This is a genomic window from Streptomyces sp. NBC_00096 (genome assembly GCF_045041305.1).
Classification (GTDB): domain Bacteria; phylum Actinomycetota; class Actinomycetes; order Streptomycetales; family Streptomycetaceae; genus Streptomyces.
Window position 1 is genome coordinate 4,480,954 of the sequence record NZ_CP108221.1, and the last position, 19,837, is coordinate 4,500,790.

Annotated in this window: 18 protein-coding genes; 13 read left to right on the forward strand and 5 right to left on the reverse strand. The window is 74.1% G+C overall.

The window, feature by feature from the left end:
• The first annotated feature begins 88 nt into the window (after nucleotides 1–88).
• From OG904_RS19710 to OG904_RS19740, 7 genes are all read left to right on the forward strand, one after another.
• Nucleotides 89–583: a phospholipase gene (locus OG904_RS19710; protein WP_405498126.1), complete on the forward strand. Its 495-nt coding sequence runs from the start codon at nucleotides 89–91 to the stop codon at nucleotides 581–583.
• 33 nt (nucleotides 584–616) lie between these two features.
• Nucleotides 617–1,981 carry an MFS transporter gene (locus OG904_RS19715; protein WP_405492732.1) on the forward strand — a complete coding sequence of 455 codons (1,365 nt, stop codon included), beginning with the start codon at nucleotides 617–619 and terminating at the stop codon, nucleotides 1,979–1,981.
• Between the two features lie 16 nt (nucleotides 1,982–1,997).
• Nucleotides 1,998–2,300, forward strand: a complete 303-nt coding sequence (locus tag OG904_RS19720; RefSeq protein WP_405492734.1) for a DUF6059 family protein — start codon at nucleotides 1,998–2,000, stop codon at nucleotides 2,298–2,300.
• A gap of 105 nt (nucleotides 2,301–2,405) precedes the next feature.
• A complete protein-coding gene (locus tag OG904_RS19725) occupies nucleotides 2,406–4,088 on the forward strand; it encodes a fatty acyl-AMP ligase (RefSeq protein WP_405492736.1) in 1,683 nt (560 codons plus the stop codon).
• Nucleotides 4,085–5,992 carry an acyl-CoA dehydrogenase gene (locus tag OG904_RS19730; RefSeq protein ID WP_405492738.1) on the forward strand — a complete coding sequence of 636 codons (1,908 nt, stop codon included), beginning with the start codon at nucleotides 4,085–4,087 and terminating at the stop codon, nucleotides 5,990–5,992. Before OG904_RS19725 ends, OG904_RS19730 begins: the two co-directional genes overlap by 4 nt.
• Entirely contained in the window at nucleotides 5,989–6,816 is an 828-nt protein-coding gene (locus tag OG904_RS19735) for a 4'-phosphopantetheinyl transferase family protein (RefSeq protein WP_405492740.1), read from the forward strand. Before OG904_RS19730 ends, OG904_RS19735 begins: the two co-directional genes overlap by 4 nt.
• A 176-nt stretch (nucleotides 6,817–6,992) precedes the next feature.
• Nucleotides 6,993–7,598 carry a response regulator transcription factor gene (locus OG904_RS19740; protein ID WP_328298725.1) on the forward strand — a complete coding sequence of 202 codons (606 nt, stop codon included), beginning with the start codon at nucleotides 6,993–6,995 and terminating at the stop codon, nucleotides 7,596–7,598.
• Between the two features lie 121 nt (nucleotides 7,599–7,719).
• On the opposite strand, the gene OG904_RS19745 is transcribed toward OG904_RS19740, so the two are convergent.
• The 4 genes from OG904_RS19745 to OG904_RS19760 all read right to left on the reverse strand — a co-directional run bounded on the left by OG904_RS19745 (nucleotide 7,720) and on the right by OG904_RS19760 (nucleotide 13,112).
• Nucleotides 7,720–8,850: a sensor histidine kinase gene (locus OG904_RS19745; protein ID WP_405492742.1), complete on the reverse strand. Its 1,131-nt coding sequence runs from the start codon at nucleotides 8,848–8,850 to the stop codon at nucleotides 7,720–7,722.
• A 228-nt stretch (nucleotides 8,851–9,078) separates the two neighbouring features.
• A complete protein-coding gene (locus OG904_RS19750) occupies nucleotides 9,079–10,626 on the reverse strand; it encodes a SagB family peptide dehydrogenase (protein WP_405492744.1) in 1,548 nt (515 codons plus the stop codon).
• A 42-nt stretch (nucleotides 10,627–10,668) separates the two neighbouring features.
• The gene (locus OG904_RS19755) at nucleotides 10,669–12,948 is read right to left on the reverse strand and encodes a TOMM precursor leader peptide-binding protein (protein ID WP_405492746.1); all 2,280 of its coding nucleotides are present in this window, start codon (nucleotides 12,946–12,948) and stop codon (nucleotides 10,669–10,671) included.
• On the reverse strand, nucleotides 12,948–13,112 hold the full coding sequence (locus tag OG904_RS19760; protein WP_405492748.1) for a hypothetical protein: 165 nt from the start codon (nucleotides 13,110–13,112) through the stop codon (nucleotides 12,948–12,950). The genes OG904_RS19755 and OG904_RS19760 overlap by 1 nt, the downstream gene beginning before the upstream one ends.
• A 357-nt stretch (nucleotides 13,113–13,469) precedes the next feature.
• Between OG904_RS19760 and OG904_RS19765 the strand changes: the two genes are divergently transcribed.
• The 6 genes from OG904_RS19765 (at nucleotide 13,470) to OG904_RS19790 (ending at nucleotide 19,179) form a co-directional block, all read left to right on the forward strand.
• Complete coding sequence (locus OG904_RS19765) at nucleotides 13,470–14,288, forward strand: BTAD domain-containing putative transcriptional regulator (protein ID WP_405492750.1); 819 nt, start codon at nucleotides 13,470–13,472, stop codon at nucleotides 14,286–14,288.
• Between the two features lie 301 nt (nucleotides 14,289–14,589).
• Nucleotides 14,590–15,363, forward strand: coding sequence for a cyclase family protein (locus OG904_RS19770; protein ID WP_328303753.1), 774 nt, complete (start codon nucleotides 14,590–14,592; stop codon nucleotides 15,361–15,363).
• A complete protein-coding gene (locus OG904_RS19775) occupies nucleotides 15,360–16,109 on the forward strand; it encodes a thioesterase II family protein (RefSeq protein ID WP_405492753.1) in 750 nt (249 codons plus the stop codon). The genes OG904_RS19770 and OG904_RS19775 overlap by 4 nt, the downstream gene beginning before the upstream one ends.
• A 117-nt stretch (nucleotides 16,110–16,226) precedes the next feature.
• Nucleotides 16,227–17,495, forward strand: a complete 1,269-nt coding sequence (locus tag OG904_RS19780) for a beta-ketoacyl-[acyl-carrier-protein] synthase family protein (RefSeq protein WP_405492755.1) — start codon at nucleotides 16,227–16,229, stop codon at nucleotides 17,493–17,495.
• A complete protein-coding gene (locus OG904_RS19785; RefSeq protein ID WP_405492757.1) occupies nucleotides 17,492–18,760 on the forward strand; it encodes a ketosynthase chain-length factor in 1,269 nt (422 codons plus the stop codon). Before OG904_RS19780 ends, OG904_RS19785 begins: the two co-directional genes overlap by 4 nt.
• 152 nt (nucleotides 18,761–18,912) lie before the next feature.
• Entirely contained in the window at nucleotides 18,913–19,179 is a 267-nt protein-coding gene (locus OG904_RS19790) for an acyl carrier protein (protein WP_405492759.1), read from the forward strand.
• A gap of 200 nt (nucleotides 19,180–19,379) precedes the next feature.
• Here OG904_RS19790 and OG904_RS19795 read toward each other — a convergent pair whose 3' ends face one another.
• On the reverse strand, nucleotides 19,380–19,823 hold the full coding sequence (locus tag OG904_RS19795) for a nuclear transport factor 2 family protein (RefSeq protein WP_405492761.1): 444 nt from the start codon (nucleotides 19,821–19,823) through the stop codon (nucleotides 19,380–19,382).
• Between the last annotated feature and the right edge of the window lie 14 nt (nucleotides 19,824–19,837).

A 19,837-nucleotide genomic window follows, 5' to 3' on the forward strand; every position in this document is an offset into this window, starting at 1 on the left:
TGCCGCCCCCGCTCCTGCCGCCCGCGCCCGCGCCCGCGCCTCCGCGCTCGCGGCCTGCGCCGCCGCCCCGGCCCCCGCCGCCCCCGCCATCCGCGCCCGCGCCTCCGCGCTCGCCACCTGCGCCGCCGCGGCCGTACTCCTCCTCGCGCCGCCCGCGTCCGCGGCCCCGCGGGCCCCGCTCGTCCCCGCGGACAAGCCGCAGGTGCTGACCGGCTGGACGCAGCCGAGCGGCGCCAGCCAGAGCGCCTGGGCCGCGGCGCGCGGCAACCGGGACGCGTGGGCGGCGTACGGCTTCGACTGGTCCACGGACTACTGCACCACGTCCCCGGACAACCCCTTCGGCTTCCCCTTCCGCATGGCCTGTGCCCGGCACGACTTCGGCTACCGCAACTACAAGGCGGCGATGGGCTTCCCGGCGGCCAAGTCCCGGCTCGACGAGATGTTCCGCTCCGACCTGAACCGGGTCTGCGCCCGGTACGCGGGCGTGCGCAGGACCTCGTGCGAGGGCACCGCCTGGACCTACTACCAGGCCGTCAGGGCCTTCGGCGCCACCCCGGAGGTGTCCGTGGCGCAGCGGACTTGAGTCCTTCTCGACTGCCGCGGGGGAGAAGGGCCCATGCCGATGATGCGTCCCCTGCGTTCCCTGTCCGTCCGCAACTTCCGCTGCTTCACCATCGGGCAGGTGCTCTCCGTCACCTGCGGCTGGATGATGTTCGTCGCCCAGGACTGGCTGGTCCTGTCCATGTCGGGCGACTCGGCGCAGACGCTGGGCGTGATCACCGCCCTGCAGTTCGCCCCGGTCCTGCTGCTCACCCTCTACGCGGGCCGGCTCGCCGACCGCCACGACAAGCGGCGCCTCCTGGTTCTGGCCAACGTCGCCGCGGGCGTGCTCGCCCTCCTCCTCGGCCTGCTGCTGCTGTCCGGGGCAGAACGGCTGTGGCACATCTACGTCTTCGCGTTCGCCCTCGGCACGGTGTCCGCCGTCGAGACCCCGGCCCGGATGTCGTTCGTCAGCGAGATGGTCGGCCCGGACCTGCTGCCCAACGCCTCCGCCATGAGCGCCGCGTACTTCAACGTGGCCCGGATCGTCGGGCCGGCCCTCGCGGGCGTGGCGATCGGCCGCTTCGGCGTGGTGTCCGTGGTCCTGCTCAACTCGGTGAGCTATCTGGCCACGGTGTCCGCCCTGCTGCTGATGCGGCCGCAGGAGCTGCTGCGCGGCGGGATCCGGCCGCACGGCGCCAAGGTGGCCGACGGGCTGCGCCATCTGCGCAGCCGCCCGGACCTGGTCCTGCCGCTGACCCTCGTCGCGTGCGTGGGCCTGCTGGGCTTCAACTTCCAGCTGACCCTGCCCCTGCTGGCCAAGACGGTGTTCCACACCGGCTCGGCCTCGTTCGGGATGCTCACCACCGCGCTGGCGGCCGGTTCGCTGGCCGCGGCGTTCGCGACCACCGCCCGCAGCGGCAGGCCCTCGCAGCGCCTCGTGCTCGGCGCCGCCATCGGCTTCGCCGCGGTGGAGACGGCGGCCGGGCTCGCCTCCGGCTACGCGGTGGCCCTGGTCCTGCTGGCCGGCACCGGCTTCGGGTCCGTCTACTTCGCGCAGGCCGCCAACCACCGGATCCAGCTGGGCACCGACCCGCAGTACCGGGGCCGGGTGATGGCCCTGTACTCCCTCGTCTTCCAGGGCTCCACCCCGCTCGGCGCCCTGGCCTCCGGGTGGCTGGCCGAGCGCTGGGGGGTGCGGGTCGTGCTCTGGGGAGGTGGCCTGGGGTCGCTGACCGTGACCCTCGTACTGATCTTCCTGTTCACGGGGCACCGGCCGGAACCGGCCGGAAAGCCAGACCCCGAGGAGCGGACCCGGGACGGCGGAGGCGGTGCGCGGGGGCGAAATGAAGCCACGCCCGGGCGCGGTTCCTCCCCGCTGCAGCCGGGCTCCAGGAAGACGCGAGCGAGGATCCCCACCTTGCAGCGGCGGGGCGACTGACGGTCAGGAGGCGCGGATGCCATATGCGGAGTGGTGGAAGAGGCGGACGGTGCTGGGCAGGGTCCGGCGCTGGCTCGCCGAGGCCCTGATGGCCTACGGAGCGACCTATCTCCACGGAGAGGGCCAGGAGGCCGCGGTGCGGATGCTGACCAGGCCCGCGCCCGCGCGGCCGGCCCCGCGGTACCTGCACGAGCCGCCGGCGGGACACCCCGAGCGGCTGCGCCCGGACATCCCGCTCAGCGATCTCGAACTGGACCTGGGACGGCAGCTGATGGCCGCCTACCACCGGGGCGACGAGGAGGACTGGACCGCCGCCTGAGCCGGCCGGCCGCGCGCCGCCCACCCGGGTTCGAGCTCCCGTCGAGCCCGGGGGCCAACACTCGGTGGAGAGAATCCGGAGTGGTCTGAGCAGGGAGGTTGCGTCATGGACGGAGGCCTGGAACCGCAGGATCTGGCGGGCAGGGTGGCGTCGTACGCCGAGCGGTGGCCGGAGCGGGACGCCGTGGTCCACGTACGGGGCGAACGGGAGAGCCGCATCAGCTACGGCGAGCTCGCCCTGCGCACCCGGCGGCTGGCCTGCTGGCTGGCCGGTCGCGGCGCGGCCGGGCGCCGGGTCGTCGTGGCCGTCGAGGACGGGCCGACGGCGGCCGTGGCGATGCTCGGCTGCCTGCTCGCGGGGGCCGTGGCCGTCCCCGTACCGCCGCCGTCCGCCTCGAGGGCCGCCGCCCAGCGCACCGCGGCGATCGTCAAGGACGCCAAGGGGCTGCTGGCCCTCACCGAGCGGGCCTTCGCGGCCGAGCTCACCCAGAGCCTGTCCCTCGCCGGGCTCGGCACCACGGAGTGCCGGGCCGTGGACGCGGAACTGCCGCTGCCGGACCCGGATCCGGAGCGGTCCGGCGGGGGCGCCGGCGCGGCCTCCGGCCCGGCCCGGGCCGGGGACGAGGCGCTGCTCCAGTACACCTCCGGCTCCACGTCCCAGCCGCGCGGGGTGATCGTGACCCACGGGAACCTCGCCGCGACGATGGCCGCCGTCCAGGAGGCGATCGGCACCGACTCGGACTCGCGGATCGGTGGCTGCCTGCCGCTCCACCACGACCTGGGCCTGATCGGCCAGCTGCTCCACCCGCTGTGGCTGGGCGCCACCGCCGTGCTCATGCCGCCCACCCTGCTCGTGCGCGATCCGGTGCGCTGGCTGGAGGAGATCGGCCGGCACCGGATCACCGCGGCGGCCGCGCCCGACTCGATGTACGCCCGCTGCGCGGCCCTCGTCACCGACGAACGGCTCGCCGGGCTGGACCTGTCGGGCTGGCGCACCGCCGTGAACGCGGCCGAACCGGTGTCCGGCGCCACCCTGCGGGCCTTCGCCGAACGCTTCGCCCCGGCCGGGTTCGACCCGGCCGCGCTGGTCGTGGGGTACGGGCTCGCGGAGGCGACCCTGCTGGTGGCGGTGTCCGCGCCCGGCGAGGCGGTACGCGGCGCCGGGCGGGCCCCGGTGAGCTGCGGGCCGGTGCGCGGGGTCGAGGTCCGGGTGGTCGATCCGGAGAGCTTCACGCCGCTGCCCGAGGGAAGCGTGGGGGAGATCTGGGTGCGCGGGCCCGCCGTGACGGCCGGGTACTGGAACCGGCCGGTGGAGACGGCCGAGACGTACGGCCGGCGCACCCCCGCGGGCGAGGGCGGCTTCGTGCGCACCGGAGACCTGGGGATGCTGGCCGACGGCGAACTCGTCGTCACGGGACGGCTCAAGGACGTCATGCTCGTCGACGGCGCCGCCGTGCACCCGCACGACGTGGAGCGGGCCCTCCTCGACAACGGCCGCTCGTTCGTGTCCGCCGCCGTCTTCGCCGTGAGCGAGCCGTCCGTGCCCGACCGGGTGGTGGTCGTCCAGGAGGTCAGGCACAGCGTCCACACGACGCCGGACCACCTCACGAGCACCGTGCGCCGCAGTCTCGCCGAGGAGTTCGGCGTCACGCCGCACGAGGTCCTCCTGGTCCGCCCCGGCACGGTCCGCCGCACCACCAGCGGCAAGATCCGCCGTTCGGCGGTGCGGACGATGTACCTGCGCGGTGAGCTGAGACCGCTGTACGTGTCCGGGCAGGCGGGCGGATGAGGGGGCTGACGCAGGTGCGCGACCAGCAAGGCGGCGCGGCGCCGGCCGTGGCCACGGCCGGGAGGACCGCCACGCCCGAGGCCACGGCCGCGCCCCGGGACCCCGAGGCCCCCGGGGCCGCCCCGGAGGCGGACGCCTTCGACCGCGCCGGCCGGCTCGACCGCATGCTCGGGGACCCGTACGACCCGGCCGGGCCCGTCGGCCTCGGGGCGCTGCTGGAGGCCGACCGGATCGGCGCCCGCTGCGCGGCGGGCGAGGCCGTGCTCGACGGGTTCGGGCTCGGGGCCGAGTTCGTACCGGTGGCCTCCGGCGGGCGGCTGGAGCGGGCCGACGGGCTCGCGGCGGTCCTCGGGGCGGTGTTCCGGCGCGACCTGGCGCTGGGGTTCGGGCACGGGATGACCTCGCTGTTCGCGGCCTCACCGGTGTGGGCCGCCGGGAGCGCGCGCCAGCGCGAGGCGGTGGCCGGGCTGCTGCGCGGCGGCGGCCGGGCGGCGATCGTGCACCACGCGCTGGCGCACGGCAACGCCCTGCTGACGGGCGAGGTGACCGCGACCCGGCCGGAGCCGGTGCCCGGGCGGGTCCGGGGGCGGGGTCCGGGCCCGGGGTTCGTGCTCGACGGCCGCAAGGAGGCCGTCATGAACGCCGACCGGGCGGGGGTGTTCACCGTGTACGCCCGCAACGGCACCGCCACGAACGGTCCGGGCAGCCACTCGGTGCTGCTGCTGGACCGGGACGCCTTCGACCGCGCCGCCCACGAGGCGGCGGGCCGCGCTCGGGGAGCGCGGATCCTGGACCGGCACCCCACCGACGGGCTGCGCGGCGGCTACATGGGCGGGCTCGAACTCCACGGCCACACCGTGCCCGAGGACGCCCTCGTGGGCCACGAGGGACAGGGCATGCGGCTGGCCCTGCAGACCACCCAGCTCAGCCGCGCACTCATCGCGGCCGCCCTGGTGTCCGGCGCGGACTCCGTGCTGCGCGCGGCCGTGGCCGCCGCCGCCCGGCAGGCCCCGGGCGGCATCGGGCCCCGGTTCGGCGCGGTCCTCGCCGGGGTCCTCGCCGACCTGCTGCTGTGCGACAGCGTGACGCAGGGTGCGCTGCGGACCCTCCATCTGGTCCCGCACAGCGCCCATTTGACCTCGGCCACCGTCAAGTACCTGGTGCCGGAGATCATCCGGGACGGCCTGGAGGACCTGGCGCAGATCCTGGGCACCGCGGGCCCGGACGGCGAGCCGGGCGCGGCCCAGCTGCGCAAGCTGCTCCGCGACATGCCCGCCGCCGGACTCGGCCACGCGGGCACGGCGACCTGCCAGGCGGTGCTGGTGCCGCAGCTGGCCCGGCTCGCGGGCCGGTCCTGGTTCACCGCGCCCGAGCCGCCGCACGGGCTCTACACGGCCCGCCCCGACCTGCCGCCCCTGGACCTGGGCGCGCTCGCCGTGGCGGGCGGCGAGGACACCCTGGCCGCGGCCCTGGTGCACGGTGCCCGGCGGGTACTGGACCGCAGCGCGCCCGGACCGTACGGCCCGGTGCTGCGCCGGCTGGTCACCGCGTTCGTCGGCGAGCTCGGGCTGCTCCGCGAGCGGCTGCGCTCCCTGTCTCCCGACGGCCGCCCGGTGGCGCCCGGGCCGGCGATCTACTCGTTGACCGACCGCTACGTGCTGGTGAGCGCCGCGGGCGCCGCCCTGTCCACCTGGGAGTGGCGCAGCGGCACCGGCTCCTTCGCCGCGCACCCCTCGTGGCTGGTGCTGGCGCTGCGCCGGCTCGGGCACCGGCTGGGGATGACCGGACTGCCGCAACTGCCCGCGGTGGCAGGGGAGGGCGTACTGGACGAGGCGCTCGAGCGGTGGCGCACCGGACGCTCGTACGATCTGCGGGCCCGGCCCCTGGAGGTGGAGCGGCCGTGACCGGCGCACCGCTCGCCGTGCCCGTCGAGGTGCCGGGACCGGACGCCCCGTGGGAGCGCGTGCTGGAGGACATGGCCCGCTCCGGCACCGCGGTGGCGCACGCCCGCTGGACCGGCTGGCTGCCGCGGGACCTCGACTCGCCCCGGCTGCGCGCGAGCCTGGGTCCGCACGACTGGCGGCGGCACGGGGCGATGACCAACCCGGCCGCGCGCGCCCGGTTCGTGGCGACCCGCCTGCTCACCCGGTACGCGGCCGCCGCGGTGCTGCGCGTCTCCCCCGAGGAGGTGGACCTCGCCTACCGGCCGGGCGGCCGCCCGTACCTGCGCGGCTGCGACCAGGTCGAGGTGGCCCTCACCCACACCGGCGACGTGGCGGCCGTCGCGCTCAGCCGGCGCGGCCGGATCGGCGTCGACATGGAGCCGCTGGTCCGCCGGATGTCGTACGAAGGGCTACGCCGTCTGCTGTGCACCTCTGCGGAGCGCGACACGATCGGAGCGATGCCCGAGCCGGAGCGCTCGGACGCGCTCCTGCGGCTCTGGACGCTCAAGGAGGCGTACACCAAGGCGATGGGGCAGGGAATGCGGATGGGATTCACCGGATTCGGATTCGACCAGCGCAGCGGGGACCTGGTGTCGCGGGACGGCACGCCCCTCTCGCCCGGGGAGTGGTCCTTCGCGGCGTACCCGATCCAGGGCACCCACCTGCTGAGCGTGGCGGGCCACACCGCGGGATGGGAGACCTCCTCCGACACGGCGGCCGGGAGCATGCTCGATTCCGGCTTCCTCGACGAAGTGACCCGGGCCCTGCTGGAAGTGATCGAGTAGACTCGCGGGGTGGTCGATTTTCCGTCACGTACGAGGAACGGCCGTCCCGATACAGGGGACTTGTGGATGTATGGAACATCCATCGCATCCATCGCAGGGCCGTGGGGCTGCCGGGAGCGCTCGCGCGGACCACGCCGCCTCACCGCCACGCAGAAGCAACGGGGGAACGGGGAAAAGTGGTCAGTGTTCTGATTGCCGAGGACATGCTCATGCTACGCAGGGCGCTCGTGTCGCTCCTGGAACTGGAACCGGACATCGAGGTCGTGGCCGAGGTGGCCAACGGCCTGGACATCCTTCCGCAGGCACAGAAGTACCGGCCGGACGTCGTGGTCCTCGACATCGACCTGCCGGGCATGGACGGCATCACGGCCGCGGGGGTGATCAGCAAGGAACTGCCCGGCTGCGGCATCCTCATGCTCACCAACCTGCACCGCACGGGGAACCTGCGCCGGGCGCTGGCGGCGGGGGCATCGGGATTCCTGCACAAGGACACGGATCCGGACCGGCTCGTCGCCTCGATCCGTGCCGTCGCGGAGGGGCGCCAGGTCGTCGACCCCGAACTGGCCCTGGCCGCACTGCAGGACGGTCCGCAGCCGTTGACCCCGCGCGAGCTGCAGGTACTGCGGCTGGCGGCCGAGGGTGAGGAGGCGGCGCAGATCGCGGTCCGGCTCTTCCTGTCCGCGGGAACGGTGCGCAACTACCTGACGAACGCGGTGACGAAGCTCGGCGCGCGCAACCGCGTGGACGCGGTGCGGATCGCCCGCGACGCCGGCTGGCTCTGAGGAAGGGTCCCCGGGAAAGGCACTGAGGAAAGGTTCCCGGGAAAGGCACTGAGGAAGGCTCCGGGGGACGGCCCCCGGCGGGCACGTCCGGCGGGTTCACCCCGCCGGACGTGCCCGCCGGTCAGGCCAGCGCACCCTGCTGTTCCTGCAGGGTGTCCTCGGAGGCCGGCAGCATGATCTCCGCCGTCAGGGCGAACCAGCCGTCCTCGCGGATCTCCGCGCTCAGCCGGCCCCCGTGTTCCCCCACCCGCGCGGTGAGGTTGGAGATGCCGCTGCTCCCCGTGGCGTCCGTGGCCGGGATGCGGCCGGTGCGGCCCACGCCGTCGTTGGTGATGCTCAGCCGCACCACCTCGCCGATCCGGTCCCCGGTGATCTCCACGTTCTCCGCCTTGCTGTGCCGCAGCATGTTGGTCAGCCCTTCCCGCAGCACCGTCGCGAGCACCGTGTCCGCTGCGGTGGGCAGTTCACCGCAGTTCAGGGAGACGGCGGTGCGCACGCCGAGCATCGAGAGCATCGACTCCGCCGTCGAGGCCTCGACGGCGAGTGACATGTCCCGGTAGCCGCGGGCCACCGTGCGGACGTCTGCCAGGGCCTGACGTGCCGTCTGGAGGATCTCGGTGAGCTCCTCCTGGGCCCGGTCGGGCTGCCGGGGTACGAGGCGGTAGGCCAGTTCGCACTTCAGGGTGATCGCCGAGAGGCTGTAGCCGAGCAGGTCGTGCAGGTCGCGGGCGAACCGCAGCCGCTCCTGGGCGATCGCGAGCCGGGCCAGTTCGGCGCGCGAGTCGTCGACCTCCTTGACGAGTTCGCTCAGCCGGGAGAGGCCGTACACCACGAGGGCGGTCAGGATCGTGGCGACGGTCGTGTACGCGATGTCCGCCGGGCTGACCCCCAACTCGGAGACGATCACATCGGTCGCCACGATCTCCGCGGCGAACAACGGCCAGGCCAGTGCCGCGGGGAGCAGCAGCAGCGTGGACGCGGCGAGGAACCCGGGCATTCCGAGCCAGGCCCTTCCGAGGAAGAGGAACGGCCCGTAGGTGAGGAAGCCCTGCGCGATCAAGGTCGCCTTCGGCGGCCTAAAGGACAGCACCTTTTGACGTGCGAAAGAATGCAGCAGCTGAGTGGAGAGCGTGGCCACCAGCAGCAGGATCGCGGAGATGAGTATGGCCGGATGCAAATGCGCCGCGAGGAGATACGTGGCCGCGATTGCGAAGAATCCGCACAGGACGACGGCGGTGATACCGGTGGCCACACGCGGCGCCAGGTCACGGGCCCGCTGCTGTCCGGTATCTGTGGATGGTTGTTCGGCAAAGGTGTTCACATGCATATTCGCCCCCTAGCCGGCGGGGCTTCCGCCGACGCGAGCGAGCATAGATGATGTCCGGCCTCCGTGGCCGGACCCGTTGTCGCGCATTTGTCGTACCGGATATTTGTTGAGAACTGAATCAATATCGGATGTCAGCGGAATGTGAGAATCCTATCAATTGGCGCGCGGGAGGCCGAGGATTATTTCCCCGACGCTCGGCTCCGTCAGCCAGTCCAGACCCAGGGCGCGGGCCACCAGGCCCACGTCACCGGCCGTCAGCGCGCAGGCGCCCAGCCCCATGGCCGCGCAGGCCAGGTAGATGGTCTGCTGCAGCGCTCCGACCTCCTTGAGCACGCTGGTGTAGGCGACCGGGCCGTGGCGGGCGGACCCGCGCGGCATCCGGGTCGTCAGCAGGACGAGCATCGGGGGCTGTTCGCCGAGCCCGGCCAGCGATCCGGCGTCGGCGAGGATCTCCGCCAGGGCGTCGGGGTCGCCGTGCACCGGCTCGAGACGGTGTTCCATGGGCTCGTAGTGGTACGCGCCCGGCAGCAGCCCGGCGCAGCGCACGGCCACCACGTAGATCTCCAGGCCGTGGCCGCCGCCGACGCTCGGGTAGGGGCGGCTCGTGCGCCACGCGGGAGCGGGGTCGTCCGGCCGCGGCGGGAGTACGGCCCGCACGCGCGCGGCCCGGTACAGCAGTTCGCCGAGCTGCCCCAGGTCCGGGCCCTCGGCCGCGAAGCTGCGGGTCGAGCGGCGGTCCTCCAGCACCTGGGCGAACGGCGGGTCGTCGGAGCGCAGGCGGCTCAGCGAGGGCCGCTCCAGGCGCACCGAGGCGGCGCCGTCCGCGGGCGCCGCCGGAGGCCGTACGGGGGCCCGGGCCGCCAGGGGGTACGCCGCCCCGAGCTCCGCGTCCTGCCGGCCGGGCCGGCTGCGCGCGTGCAGGAACAGCTCGGCCGGGCTCCAGCCGGTCAGGGCCGGGTCGGAGTCCTCCGCGTAGCCCGTCCCGTCGAACGGCGTGACCATGCCGGCCGCCGCCAGATAGGCGTGCACCAGCCGCACCGCGCGCTGCTCCAGCGGCTGCCGTCCGGCGAGCAGGCCCGAGGTGTCCCGCCCGCCGCCCAGCTCGCCCAGCACCCAGCTGACCCCCGGGTGGTGCACCTCGACGCGGTGCTGCGACAGGGGCGACTCCAGGTGCAGTCCGCGCCCGGCGCTGTGCAGCACCGCGAAGCGGGACAGCCGCTGCCCGGAGGGGTGCGAGGGCCGGTCCGCGGGCGGGGAGCACGGTTCGAACCGGGCGTCCGGGGTGATCGGCACCACCGAGAGCAGCGGGGTGCCGCCCAGGGCGAGCGTGCGCACCACGCAGTTCTCCACCGTGGCCAGCTCCTCCCGCAGGGCCGCCACCTCGAGGGGCAGCGCGGCCGCGTCCGTCTCGCAGAGCACCGGGGGAAAGGGCGCCAGCACATTGGCGGGGGAGACGGGACCGAGCGTCATCCGGCGCAGCAGCTCCACGAAGTACGGACCGGGGTGCTCGATGCGGGTCGCGCCCCAGCTGGACTCCAGGACGACGGCGGCGCGGCGTCCGTCAGCGCCGACGGGACCCGCGGGGTCCGCCGGACCGGCGGGCCCGATCGGGTTCCAGGTGCCCTCGTAGCGGAGCGTGGAGTCGGTGCGCAGCGCCCACAGTTCGGTGATGTCGGTGCCTGCGAGCTGGTCGATGCGCATGGGGGGACCGTCCGGGCTGAGAGTGGGGTGTGCGCGGGGGCGTCACACGAACAGGGGGGTGGGGTTGAGCCGGTCGTACGGGAGCGGGGCCGCGAGGCGTCCGAGCCGTACGGGTACGTCGTAGAGGCGGCCGGGGGCCAGGCGCGCCCAGTGCGGGCGCAGTCCCGGGACGATGACCTTGGCCACGGGAAGTCCCACGTCGGGTCTGCTCTGGTCGAGGACCAGCAGGTCCAGGCCGCGTTCGGCGAGCAGGCCCTGGACGAGCGCGACGTCCTCGGTGACGTCGGCGGTCGCCAGCGGGCGCCCGGTCACCACCGGGGCCGCCGGATCGGGTCTCAGGTAGGGCAGGGCGTCGGCCGTGGCCGTGCGGAACCAGCGCAGCGCCTCCGGGTCCGTGCAGCCGTAGCCGGTGCCGTCGGCGGCCGAGTCGACCACCGCGGGCATCAGCTGGTTCAGCTCGGTCAGCGCGCGGCGCAGGGCCACGGCCGGGTCCAGGTGCGCGCCGAAGCCGAACACGATGTCCTCGGCCGACCGGTCCGTACGGCGGGACAGGGCCGCCACGACCGGTATGCCGAGGTCCGTGGTGAGGTCGAGCGCCCACACCTCGCGGCCCAGCCCCCGGTGCAGGGAGCGCAGTTCACCGATCCACGGGTCGTGCGCGGCGTCCAGGTCCACCCCGGGCTGACGGGTGCGGTTGTACCACCATAAAGCGACGGCGTCGCGCTCCACGAGCTCCAGCGTGCCCTGCAGGACGGCGTCCTCCAGGGTGGCACCGGCCGCGGAGCCGTTGGAATTGGCCCAGCAGTACGCACGGCCCGGGGCCTGCGGGGCGTTGAAGTAGAGGAAGGCCGTCGGCAGCAGCCGCGTCCGCCGCTCGGTGAGCGACCAGACGGGCGTCCAGTCGATCTCGGCGTCCTCGTCGAAGGGGTCGCAGACCTGCTGGAACGCGCTGTGCCGGGCGTTCCAGCGCCTGCGGTCCTCGAACTGCCGCGGGTGGAAGAGCTGCACGGCGTCGGGGTGCACCGCGTCCGCCGCCAGGCCGCGGAAGCTGCCGCGCTCCACGGGCTCGTCACCCTGGTGGAAGCCGCTGTGCCGCTCCAGGGCCTCGCACAGGGCGCTGACCTTCGCGTGCAGCGGGCTCACGCCCTTGCCGGAGCTGGTGTGCCGCAGGCCCGCGCGCAGCGCGCCCAGCCCCGGGGTGCCGGCCACCGGATTGTGCCCGGCGTGGAAGCTGTTGAGGGCCTCGGGCCCGCGCGGGTCCCGCCGTATCTCGGCGACCAGCCCGGTCAGCGGGTCGACGTGGTGGCCGTACCGGGCCATGACCTCGGCCGGTGACGAGGAGCGGTGCCCGCCTCCGGAGGTGTCCCGCTTGGGGCGCGGGGCGAGCCGGACCGGCCGGCGCACCTGCCGCGCCACCAGCCCGGGGTCACCGCAACTGGCGCACTGCGGGCGCCGTTTGACGGGATGGTGCGCGGCCGTGAGGGTCAGGGTGTCCAGGGTCCACAGGGAGGCCTGGTGCCCGTCGCGGTGTCCGGCCAGCCACTTGGCCGCTTCCAGGGCCGCCAGCTGGAGACCGGCCAGCCGGGCCGCGGGCAGCGAGGTCGTGGGGCGCGGCGCGGGCCCGGGGCGCGACAGCAGCCGCTGTACGTGGGCCTCCGCCTGCCGCCCGCGCCACAGCCGGTCGGCGAGGCAGGCCCAGCAGGGCGCCCCGGACCGCTCCGGTCCGCCGAGGAAGGGGCCCGCCCAGATCTCCGTGCCGTTCACGAGGACCGGGAACCACGGGACTCCGGCCGCCCGCGACTCCTCGTCGACCAGGGCCAGTTCGGGATTGAGGTAGTCGTCGCAGACCACGGCGGTCAGGGCGGTCGGCGTCCCGTCGGTGGCGAGGGCCAGCTCGGCTGCGCGCAGGGCCGTGCGCAGCTCGGCCGGGTCGGTGCCCGCGCCGACCGCGAGGACCCGTACGGCGGTGGTGTCGAGCGCCCCGGCGGCGGCCGCGCCGTCCACGCCCGCGAGCTCCCAGTACGTCCGCTCCGCACAGTGGCCGGGCTCGGCCGCGCGGCGCAGCAGACCCGCCCGGTCGAGCTGGTTCACCAGCCGTTCCACCTGGACTCCGGGGAGCAGGCCCGCGCACGCGGCCCGCAGGGCGGCCAGATCGCGGGTGCCGTCGAGCAGCGGCGCGAGGACCGAGATGGCAGTGCCGTGCAGTGCGGTCACCCGCCGGTCGGCGATCAGATAGGCCGCCTCACCCGGCACCGACTCCACCTGGAGGTGGGGTTTGAAGCCGATCAGCGGTGCGGTGGCGGCGCGCTGCACGGGCGCCATCAGAGGGTGCGGGCCGATACGGCGGCGTCGGACTGCAGGTCGTGGAGGGAGGTGACCCAGCAGATGCACAGGTGGTTGTCGCCCACGGAACGGGTTTCCTGGACCAGTTCCTCTATGACGAGGTCGTCGAGGCGGTCGCCGTGCGACGCGGTGATGCTGGTCATCGGGTGGCTCCAGAGTGGTGAAGAGAGAATGAGAAGAGCGAACTGGCGGTGCGTCGCCGGGTTGCTGGACTCACGCCCCGCGGACCTCCGGGCCGGCCTGCCTCGAGGGTCCCTTGAGCGATGGCTGAAGTCTCTCCGTGGCCGGTCCTGACTGCCCAGTGCCCTGTTCACGAGTGACGGCATGAAAGTTTCACGGTTCGGACCGGTACGGACCCATCGCCGGTCAGGTACGGCGGCACTGGCCCCGGAGGTGCCGCCGGGGCGATGGTCGGGGTGTGCATCGAGGGGTCACGACGGACCCCGGTCCCCAAGGACCCGTTGAGGCGCATCTCCAGAGAAGACGAGGGGTAATCGACCGTGGACATCAAGGTGCTGGGGCCGTTGACCGCGGAAGCGTGCGGCCAGTCCATCGTTCCCACCGCGGCCAAGCCGCGGCAGATCCTGTCCCTGCTCGCCGTCCACGCCAACCACGTGCTGCCGGTGCCGACCCTGATGGAGGAGATCTGGGGCCACGCCCTGCCGCGGAGCGCCCTCACCACCCTGCAGACCTACATCCTGCAGCTGCGCCGCAAGCTGGTCGCCGCCTACGGCGTCAGCTCCGCGGAGATCTCCCGGGACATCCTGGTCACCCGGCACGGGGGCTACCTGCTCCAGATCCAGCCGGGCGCCGTGGACGTCCACGAGTACGACCGGCTCGCCGCCGCCGGCCGCGAGGCGTTCGACCACGGCGACGACGAGTCGGCCTCCCTGTACCTGAGCCAGGCCCTGGGCCTGTGGCAGGGGCCCGCCCTGGTCGACGTACGGACCGGGCCGATCCTGGAGATCGAGCTGGCCCGGCTGGAGGAGAGCCGGCTGTCCACCCTGGAGCGCCGCATCGAGGCGGAACTGCGCATGGGCAAGGACGCCATCCTCCTCGCGGAGCTCAGCGAACTGACCGCCCGCCACCCGCTGCACGAAGGCCTGCACGCCCAGCGGATGGTGGCGCTCTACCGCTCGGGCCGGCCCTGGCAGGCCCTGGAGGTCTTCCAGCACCTGCGCTCGCGGCTCATCGACGAGCTGGGTCTGGAGCCCTCCCCGCGCGTGAAGCGGCTCCAGCAGGCGGTCCTGTGCGGAGACCCGGCCCTGGAGTACGACGGGACGCACCGGCGCCGGGTCCTGGACCTGTTCGCCGCCTGAACCACCTCCCCTCCGTCCGGCGGGTCCCCCTGCCGCCGGACCCGTCCGAGCCCCGCGACCCGGCATCCCCCCATGGCCGGGTCGCGGGGCTCGCGCATGCCCGGGGCCGGATGTCCACGCCCGCGGCCGGGCCGGGCCGGTCCAGCGGCCTTCGAGGGCGTGTCGAGGGGCGGTGGACATGGTGCGTCCGCGGTCCAGCCCGGGCCGCGGGCGTGAACATCCGGCCTTGGGGGTTGCTTTGTCCGACGTTTCCGAAGTCTCAGACGTCTCAGGCGGTTCCGGCGCTTTCGACGCGTCGGACGTGCGCATCATCGACCTCTCCTCTCCCGTGGACGCCTCCTTCTGGGAGCCCGACCCCGTGATCCACGAGATCCTCACCCCGGCCGAGGGCGCCCGGCACATGGCCGAGGAGATGAAGACCCACTTCGGCATCGACTTCGACCCGGCCGACCTGCCCGGCGGGGAACTCCTCTCGCTGGACACCCTGACCCTCACCAGCCACACGGGCACCCACGTCGACGCCCCCTCCCACTACGGCTCCGTGGGCGACTACGGAGTACCGCGCCACATCGACCAGATGCCGCTGGACTGGTTCCTGCGGCCCGCGGTGGTCCTCGACCTCACGGACTCGGGCACCGGGGTCATCGGAGTCGAGCGGATCGAGAAGGAGCTGGCCCGGATCGGCTACCGGCCGCAACCCCTCGACATCGTGCTGCTCAACACCGGCGCGTCCAAGTACGTGGGCACCCCGCGCTACTTCACCGACTTCGCCGGACTCGACGGCCCCGCCACCGACCACCTCCTCGACCTCGGCGTACGCGTCATCGGCACCGACGCCTGGAGCCTGGACGCCCCCTTCGGGCACATGCTGCGCACCTTCCAGGAGACCGGCGACCGCTCGGTGCTGTGGCCCGCGCACTTCGCCGGGCGCCGGCGCGAGTACTGCCAGGTGGAACGCCTGGCCAACCTCGACGCCCTGCCGCGGCCGTTCGGCTTCCAGGTCTCCTGCTTCCCCGTGAAGATCGCGGGCGCCGGCGCGGGATGGACCCGCGCCGTGGCCCTCGTAGGACCGTGAGCGGCCACCCCGCGCCGCCGCTGCTGCTCTGCTTCCACCACGCGGGCGCCGGAATCTCGGCGTTCTCCCGCTGGCAGGCGCAGTTCGCGGCGGAGGCCGAGGTCGTACCCGTCCTGCTGCCGGGCCGCGACGCCCGAGTGCGCGAGCCCCGGGTCACCGGACGGGCCGCCCTGCTCGCCGAGCTGGAGGTCGCCGCCGCGCTCACCCGGGGCCGCCCGTACCTCCTGTACGGGCACAGCCTCGGCGGCCTGGTCGCCTACAGCTTCGCCGCCGCGCGGGAGGCCGCCGGGGACCCGCCCCGGGCCGTGGTGATCGGGGCGGTGCTGCCGCCCCACCTGCGCTCCCCGCTCGCCCTGAGCGCCGAACTCCCGGACACCCCGCTGCTGCACCTCCTCGTGCGCCAGGGCGTGCTGCCGCCGGAGGCGGCCGACGAGGACCGCGGCTCGGACCTGTTCCGGCGCCGGGTGCTGCCGCCGCTGCGCGACGACCTGCGCCTGGCACAGGACCTCATCCGGCGCGCGGACGTCCCGCTGCGCGCCCCGGTGGTGGCCGTCGCGGGGGCCGAGGACCCGGTGGCGCCGCCCGAGGGGGTCGCCCAGTGGGCCCGGTACGCGGCCGGGGACTTCCGGCTGCGCACGGTCCCCGGCGGCCACCTCTTCGTACGGGACAAGACCCTGCCCGGGCTGCTGCGCGCGGAACTGGGCGGGATCCTGGCGGGTCTCCGGCCCGAGTCAAGCGCGGTTTGAGCACGTCAGGGGAGGGTCGCGACATCAGCAGGAGCGATTGGAAGGTCGTGAGGACGTGAGAGGTCCGAAGCTCCGCCGCCCCGCGGTGGACATGGAAACCCGACGAAAGGGACAGGCGTGAGCCGGCGTGTGGTCATCACCGGGATCGGCGTGGTGGCCCCCGGCGGGGTCGGCACCAAGGAATTCTGGTCACTGCTGACCAGCGGGCGTACGGCGACCCGCGCCATCAGCCACTTCGACGCCTCCGCGTTCCGCTCCCGGATCGCGGCGGAAGCCGACTTCGACGCAGCGGCCGCGGGACTCACCCCGCAGGAGATCCGCAGGATGGACCGGGCCGCACAGTTCGCGGTCGTCAGCGCGCGGGAGGCGCTCGCCGACAGCGGCCTCGACCTCTCCGCGATCGACCCGTACCGGACCGGTGTCACCATCGGCAGCGCGGTCGGCGCGACCACGAGCCTCGACACCGAGTACGAGGTCGTCAGCGACGGCGGGGCCAAGTGGCTGGTCGACCCGCAGTACGCGGTCCCGCACCTGTTCGACTACCTCGTGCCCAGCTCCTTCGCGGCCGAGGTCGCCTGGAGCGTCGGCGCGCAGGGACCGGCCTCCGTGGTCTCCACCGGCTGCACCTCGGGGCTCGACTCCGTCGGGCACGCCGTGGAACTGATCCGGGAGGGCTCGGCCGACGTGATGGTCGCCGGGGCCACCGATGCCCCCATCTCGCCCATCACGGTCGCCTGTTTCGACGCGATCAAGGCGACCTCACCGCGCAACGACGACCCCGCCACCGCCTCGCGCCCCTTCGACGCGTCGCGCAACGGGTTCGTCCTCGGCGAGGGCTCGGCCGTCTTCGTCCTGGAGGAGCTGACGGCGGCGCGTGCCCGGGGCGCCCACATCTACGCCGAGATCGCGGGATTCGCCTCCCGCTGCAACGCGTACCACATGACCGGACTGCGCAAGGACGGCGCGGAGATGGCCGAGGCGATCCGGGTGGCCCTGGACGACTCGCGCCTGGACCGCACCGCCGTCGACTACATCAACGCGCACGGCTCCGGCACCAAGCAGAACGACCGGCACGAGACCGCCGCCTTCAAGCGCAGCCTAGGGGACCACGCGTACGCGACGCCGGTCAGCTCCATCAAGTCCATGATCGGCCACTCCCTGGGCGCCATCGGCTCCCTGGAGATCGCCGCCAGCGCGCTCGCCATCGAGCACGGCGTCGTACCGCCCACCGCGAACCTGCACGAGCAGGACCCGGAGTGCGACCTGGACTACACCCCGCGCGAGGCCCGCGAACGCAACATCGACACGGTCCTCAGCGTCGGCAGCGGGTTCGGCGGGTTCCAGAGCGCGATGGTGCTGACCCGTCCCGAGAGGAGGAACATATGAGCAGCGAGGTCCTGGACCGGGCGGCCGGGCCGGAGCCGGCCGGGCAGCGCACGGCGAGCGCGGTGTTCACCGGCATCGGCGTCACCGCCCCCAACGGCCTCGGCACCGAGGCCTGGTGGGCCGCCACCCTGCGCGGTGAGCACGGCATCCGGCCCGTCGGACGGTTCGACGCCTCCGGCTACCCGGCCACGCTCGCCGGCGAGGTCCCCGGCTTCGACGCGAGCGAGCACATCCCCAGCCGGCTCCTGCCGCAGACCGACCACCAGACGCGGCTCGCGCTCGTCGCCACGCAGGAGGCGCTCGACGACTCCGGCATCGACACCGAGACGCTGCCCGACTACGCGGCCGGCGTGGTCACCGCGAGCTCGGCCGGCGGCTTCGAGTTCGGCCAGCGCGAGCTGGAGGCCCTGTGGTCCCAGGGCGGGCAGTACGTCAGCGCGTACCAGTCCTTCGCCTGGTTCTACGCCGTCAACTCCGGCCAGATCTCCATCAAGCACAAACTGCGCGGGCCGAGCGGGGTCCTGGTCAGCGAGGGCGCCGGCGGGCTCGACGCCGTGGCCCAGGCGCGGCGCCAGCTGCGCCGCGGCAGCAGCGTCATCGTCACCGGCGGCGTCGACGGCGCGGTCTGCCCCTGGGGCTGGACCGCCCAGCTCGCCGGGAAGCGCCTCAGCACCTCGGGCGACCCGGAGCGGGCCTACGTACCCTTCGACGCGGACGCGCGCGGCCACGTCTCGGGAGAGGGCGGCGCCATCCTGGTCCTGGAGGACGCCGAGTCCGCGCGGGCGCGCGAAGCCCGGGTGTACGGGCGGCTCGCGGGCTACGCCGCGACCTTCGACCCGCGGCCCGGCACCGGTGGGGAGCCCGGCCTGCGCCGCGCCATCGACCTGGCCCTCGCCGACGCCGGAGTGTCGCACGAGGCCGTCGACGTGGTCTTCGCCGACGCCGCGGGCCTGCCGGACCTCGACCGTGCCGAGGCGGAGGCGATCACGGCCGTGTTCGGTCCGCGCGGTGTCCCCGTCACGGCGCCCAAGACGATGACGGGCCGGCTCGCCGCGGGCGGAGCCTCGCTCGACCTGGCGGCGGCGCTCCTCTCGATCAGGGATTCCGTGATCCCGCCCACCGTCCACACCGGCCGGCTCGCCGAGGGCATCGAGCTCGACCTGGTCACCGGGGCGTCGCGGGAGCGGCGCGAGGTCCGCACGGTCCTGGTGCTCGCCAGGGGCGCGGGCGGGTTCAACGCCGCGGCGGTCGTCACGGCCCCGTAGGCGGTCGTCACGGCCTCGTAGGCGGTCGTCACGGCCTCGTAGAGGAAACGTTTCGGGCGGTCGGTCGTACCGGGCCGTCGTCCCCCTACACCAGCGCAACCCGGGCGGCAGAGGGCCGCCCGGGCAGGGAAGAAGCAGGAGACAGGAACACCATGGCTGAAATGACACTGGAAGTGCTGACCGGGCTGCTGCGCGAGTGCGCGGGCGAGGACGAGTCCGTCGACCTGTCGGGAGACGTCCTCGACACCCCCTTCGACGACCTGGGCTACGACTCGCTCGCCGTCCTGCAGACCACGGGCCGCATCGAGCGCGAGTACGGCATCAGCCTGTCCGACGACACGGCCGCCGAGGCGAGCACGCCGCGGCTGCTGCTGGCCTTCGTCAACGAGGCCCTGGCCGGAGTGCCGGCCGCGGCCTGAGCCCGGACGGCGCGGCGCGCCACGGACGGACGACGCCGGCCGTGACACCCGAGGGGGTGTCACGGCCGGCGTTCTGCTGTGTGCGGGGGGAGGGCGCGGGGCGGCGGGGGAGGGTTCCGCGGACGCCGGTCCGGGTCCGGACGTACGACTGCCCCCGTCCCGCGGGGGGCGGGGGACGGGGGCAGTCGGCCGGGGGGAGGTCAGACCAGGTCGTCCCGGGTCACGTACCGGTACTCGACGAGCCAGTCGCTCCCCTCGCGCACCAGCCGGTCCTCGCACAGCGTGCTCACGCGGATCGCGGACTGGCCGCCCTTCGGGGTCTCGATGACCAGGGCGTAGCAGCGGGCGACGGCCGTCGTGGGCCCGGTCGGGTCGACGGTGAGCATGCCGAGCCAGTGCCGGCGCTTCACGCCCTTCGCCGCGAACTCCTCGGTGGCCTTGGCGGCCGCCGCGGTGATGGAGGCCCGGCCGGTGGCCGGCTCGGGGTGCGCGTTGGCGGCGAAGACCCCGTCCTCGGTGAAGGTCAGTGCCCACTCCTCCACCCGGCCGTCGTCCAGCAGCTGCATCTGCCGCGCGTAGAACTGCTGGACCTCGAGGTGGAGCGCCCCGAGGCCGGCGGCGGTCGCCTCGTCCGTCACGGTCATGGTGGTCCCTTCTG

Coding starts and splice junctions, on each gene's coding strand:
- OG904_RS19715 (WP_405492732.1), top strand. CDS start 617: ATGCCGATGATGCGTCCCCTGCGTTCCCTGTCCGTCCGCAACTTCCGC.
- OG904_RS19720 (WP_405492734.1), top strand. CDS start 1,998: ATGCCATATGCGGAGTGGTGGAAGAGGCGGACGGTGCTGGGCAGGGTC.
- OG904_RS19725 (WP_405492736.1), top strand. CDS start 2,406: ATGGACGGAGGCCTGGAACCGCAGGATCTGGCGGGCAGGGTGGCGTCG.
- OG904_RS19730 (WP_405492738.1), top strand. CDS start 4,085: ATGAGGGGGCTGACGCAGGTGCGCGACCAGCAAGGCGGCGCGGCGCCG.
- OG904_RS19750 (WP_405492744.1), bottom strand. CDS start 10,626: ATGCGCATCGACCAGCTCGCAGGCACCGACATCACCGAACTGTGGGCG.
- OG904_RS19755 (WP_405492746.1), bottom strand. CDS start 12,948: ATGGCGCCCGTGCAGCGCGCCGCCACCGCACCGCTGATCGGCTTCAAA.
- OG904_RS19760 (WP_405492748.1), bottom strand. CDS start 13,112: ATGACCAGCATCACCGCGTCGCACGGCGACCGCCTCGACGACCTCGTC.
- OG904_RS19785 (WP_405492757.1), top strand. CDS start 17,492: ATGAGCAGCGAGGTCCTGGACCGGGCGGCCGGGCCGGAGCCGGCCGGG.
- OG904_RS19790 (WP_405492759.1), top strand. CDS start 18,913: ATGGCTGAAATGACACTGGAAGTGCTGACCGGGCTGCTGCGCGAGTGC.
- OG904_RS19795 (WP_405492761.1), bottom strand. CDS start 19,823: ATGACCGTGACGGACGAGGCGACCGCCGCCGGCCTCGGGGCGCTCCAC.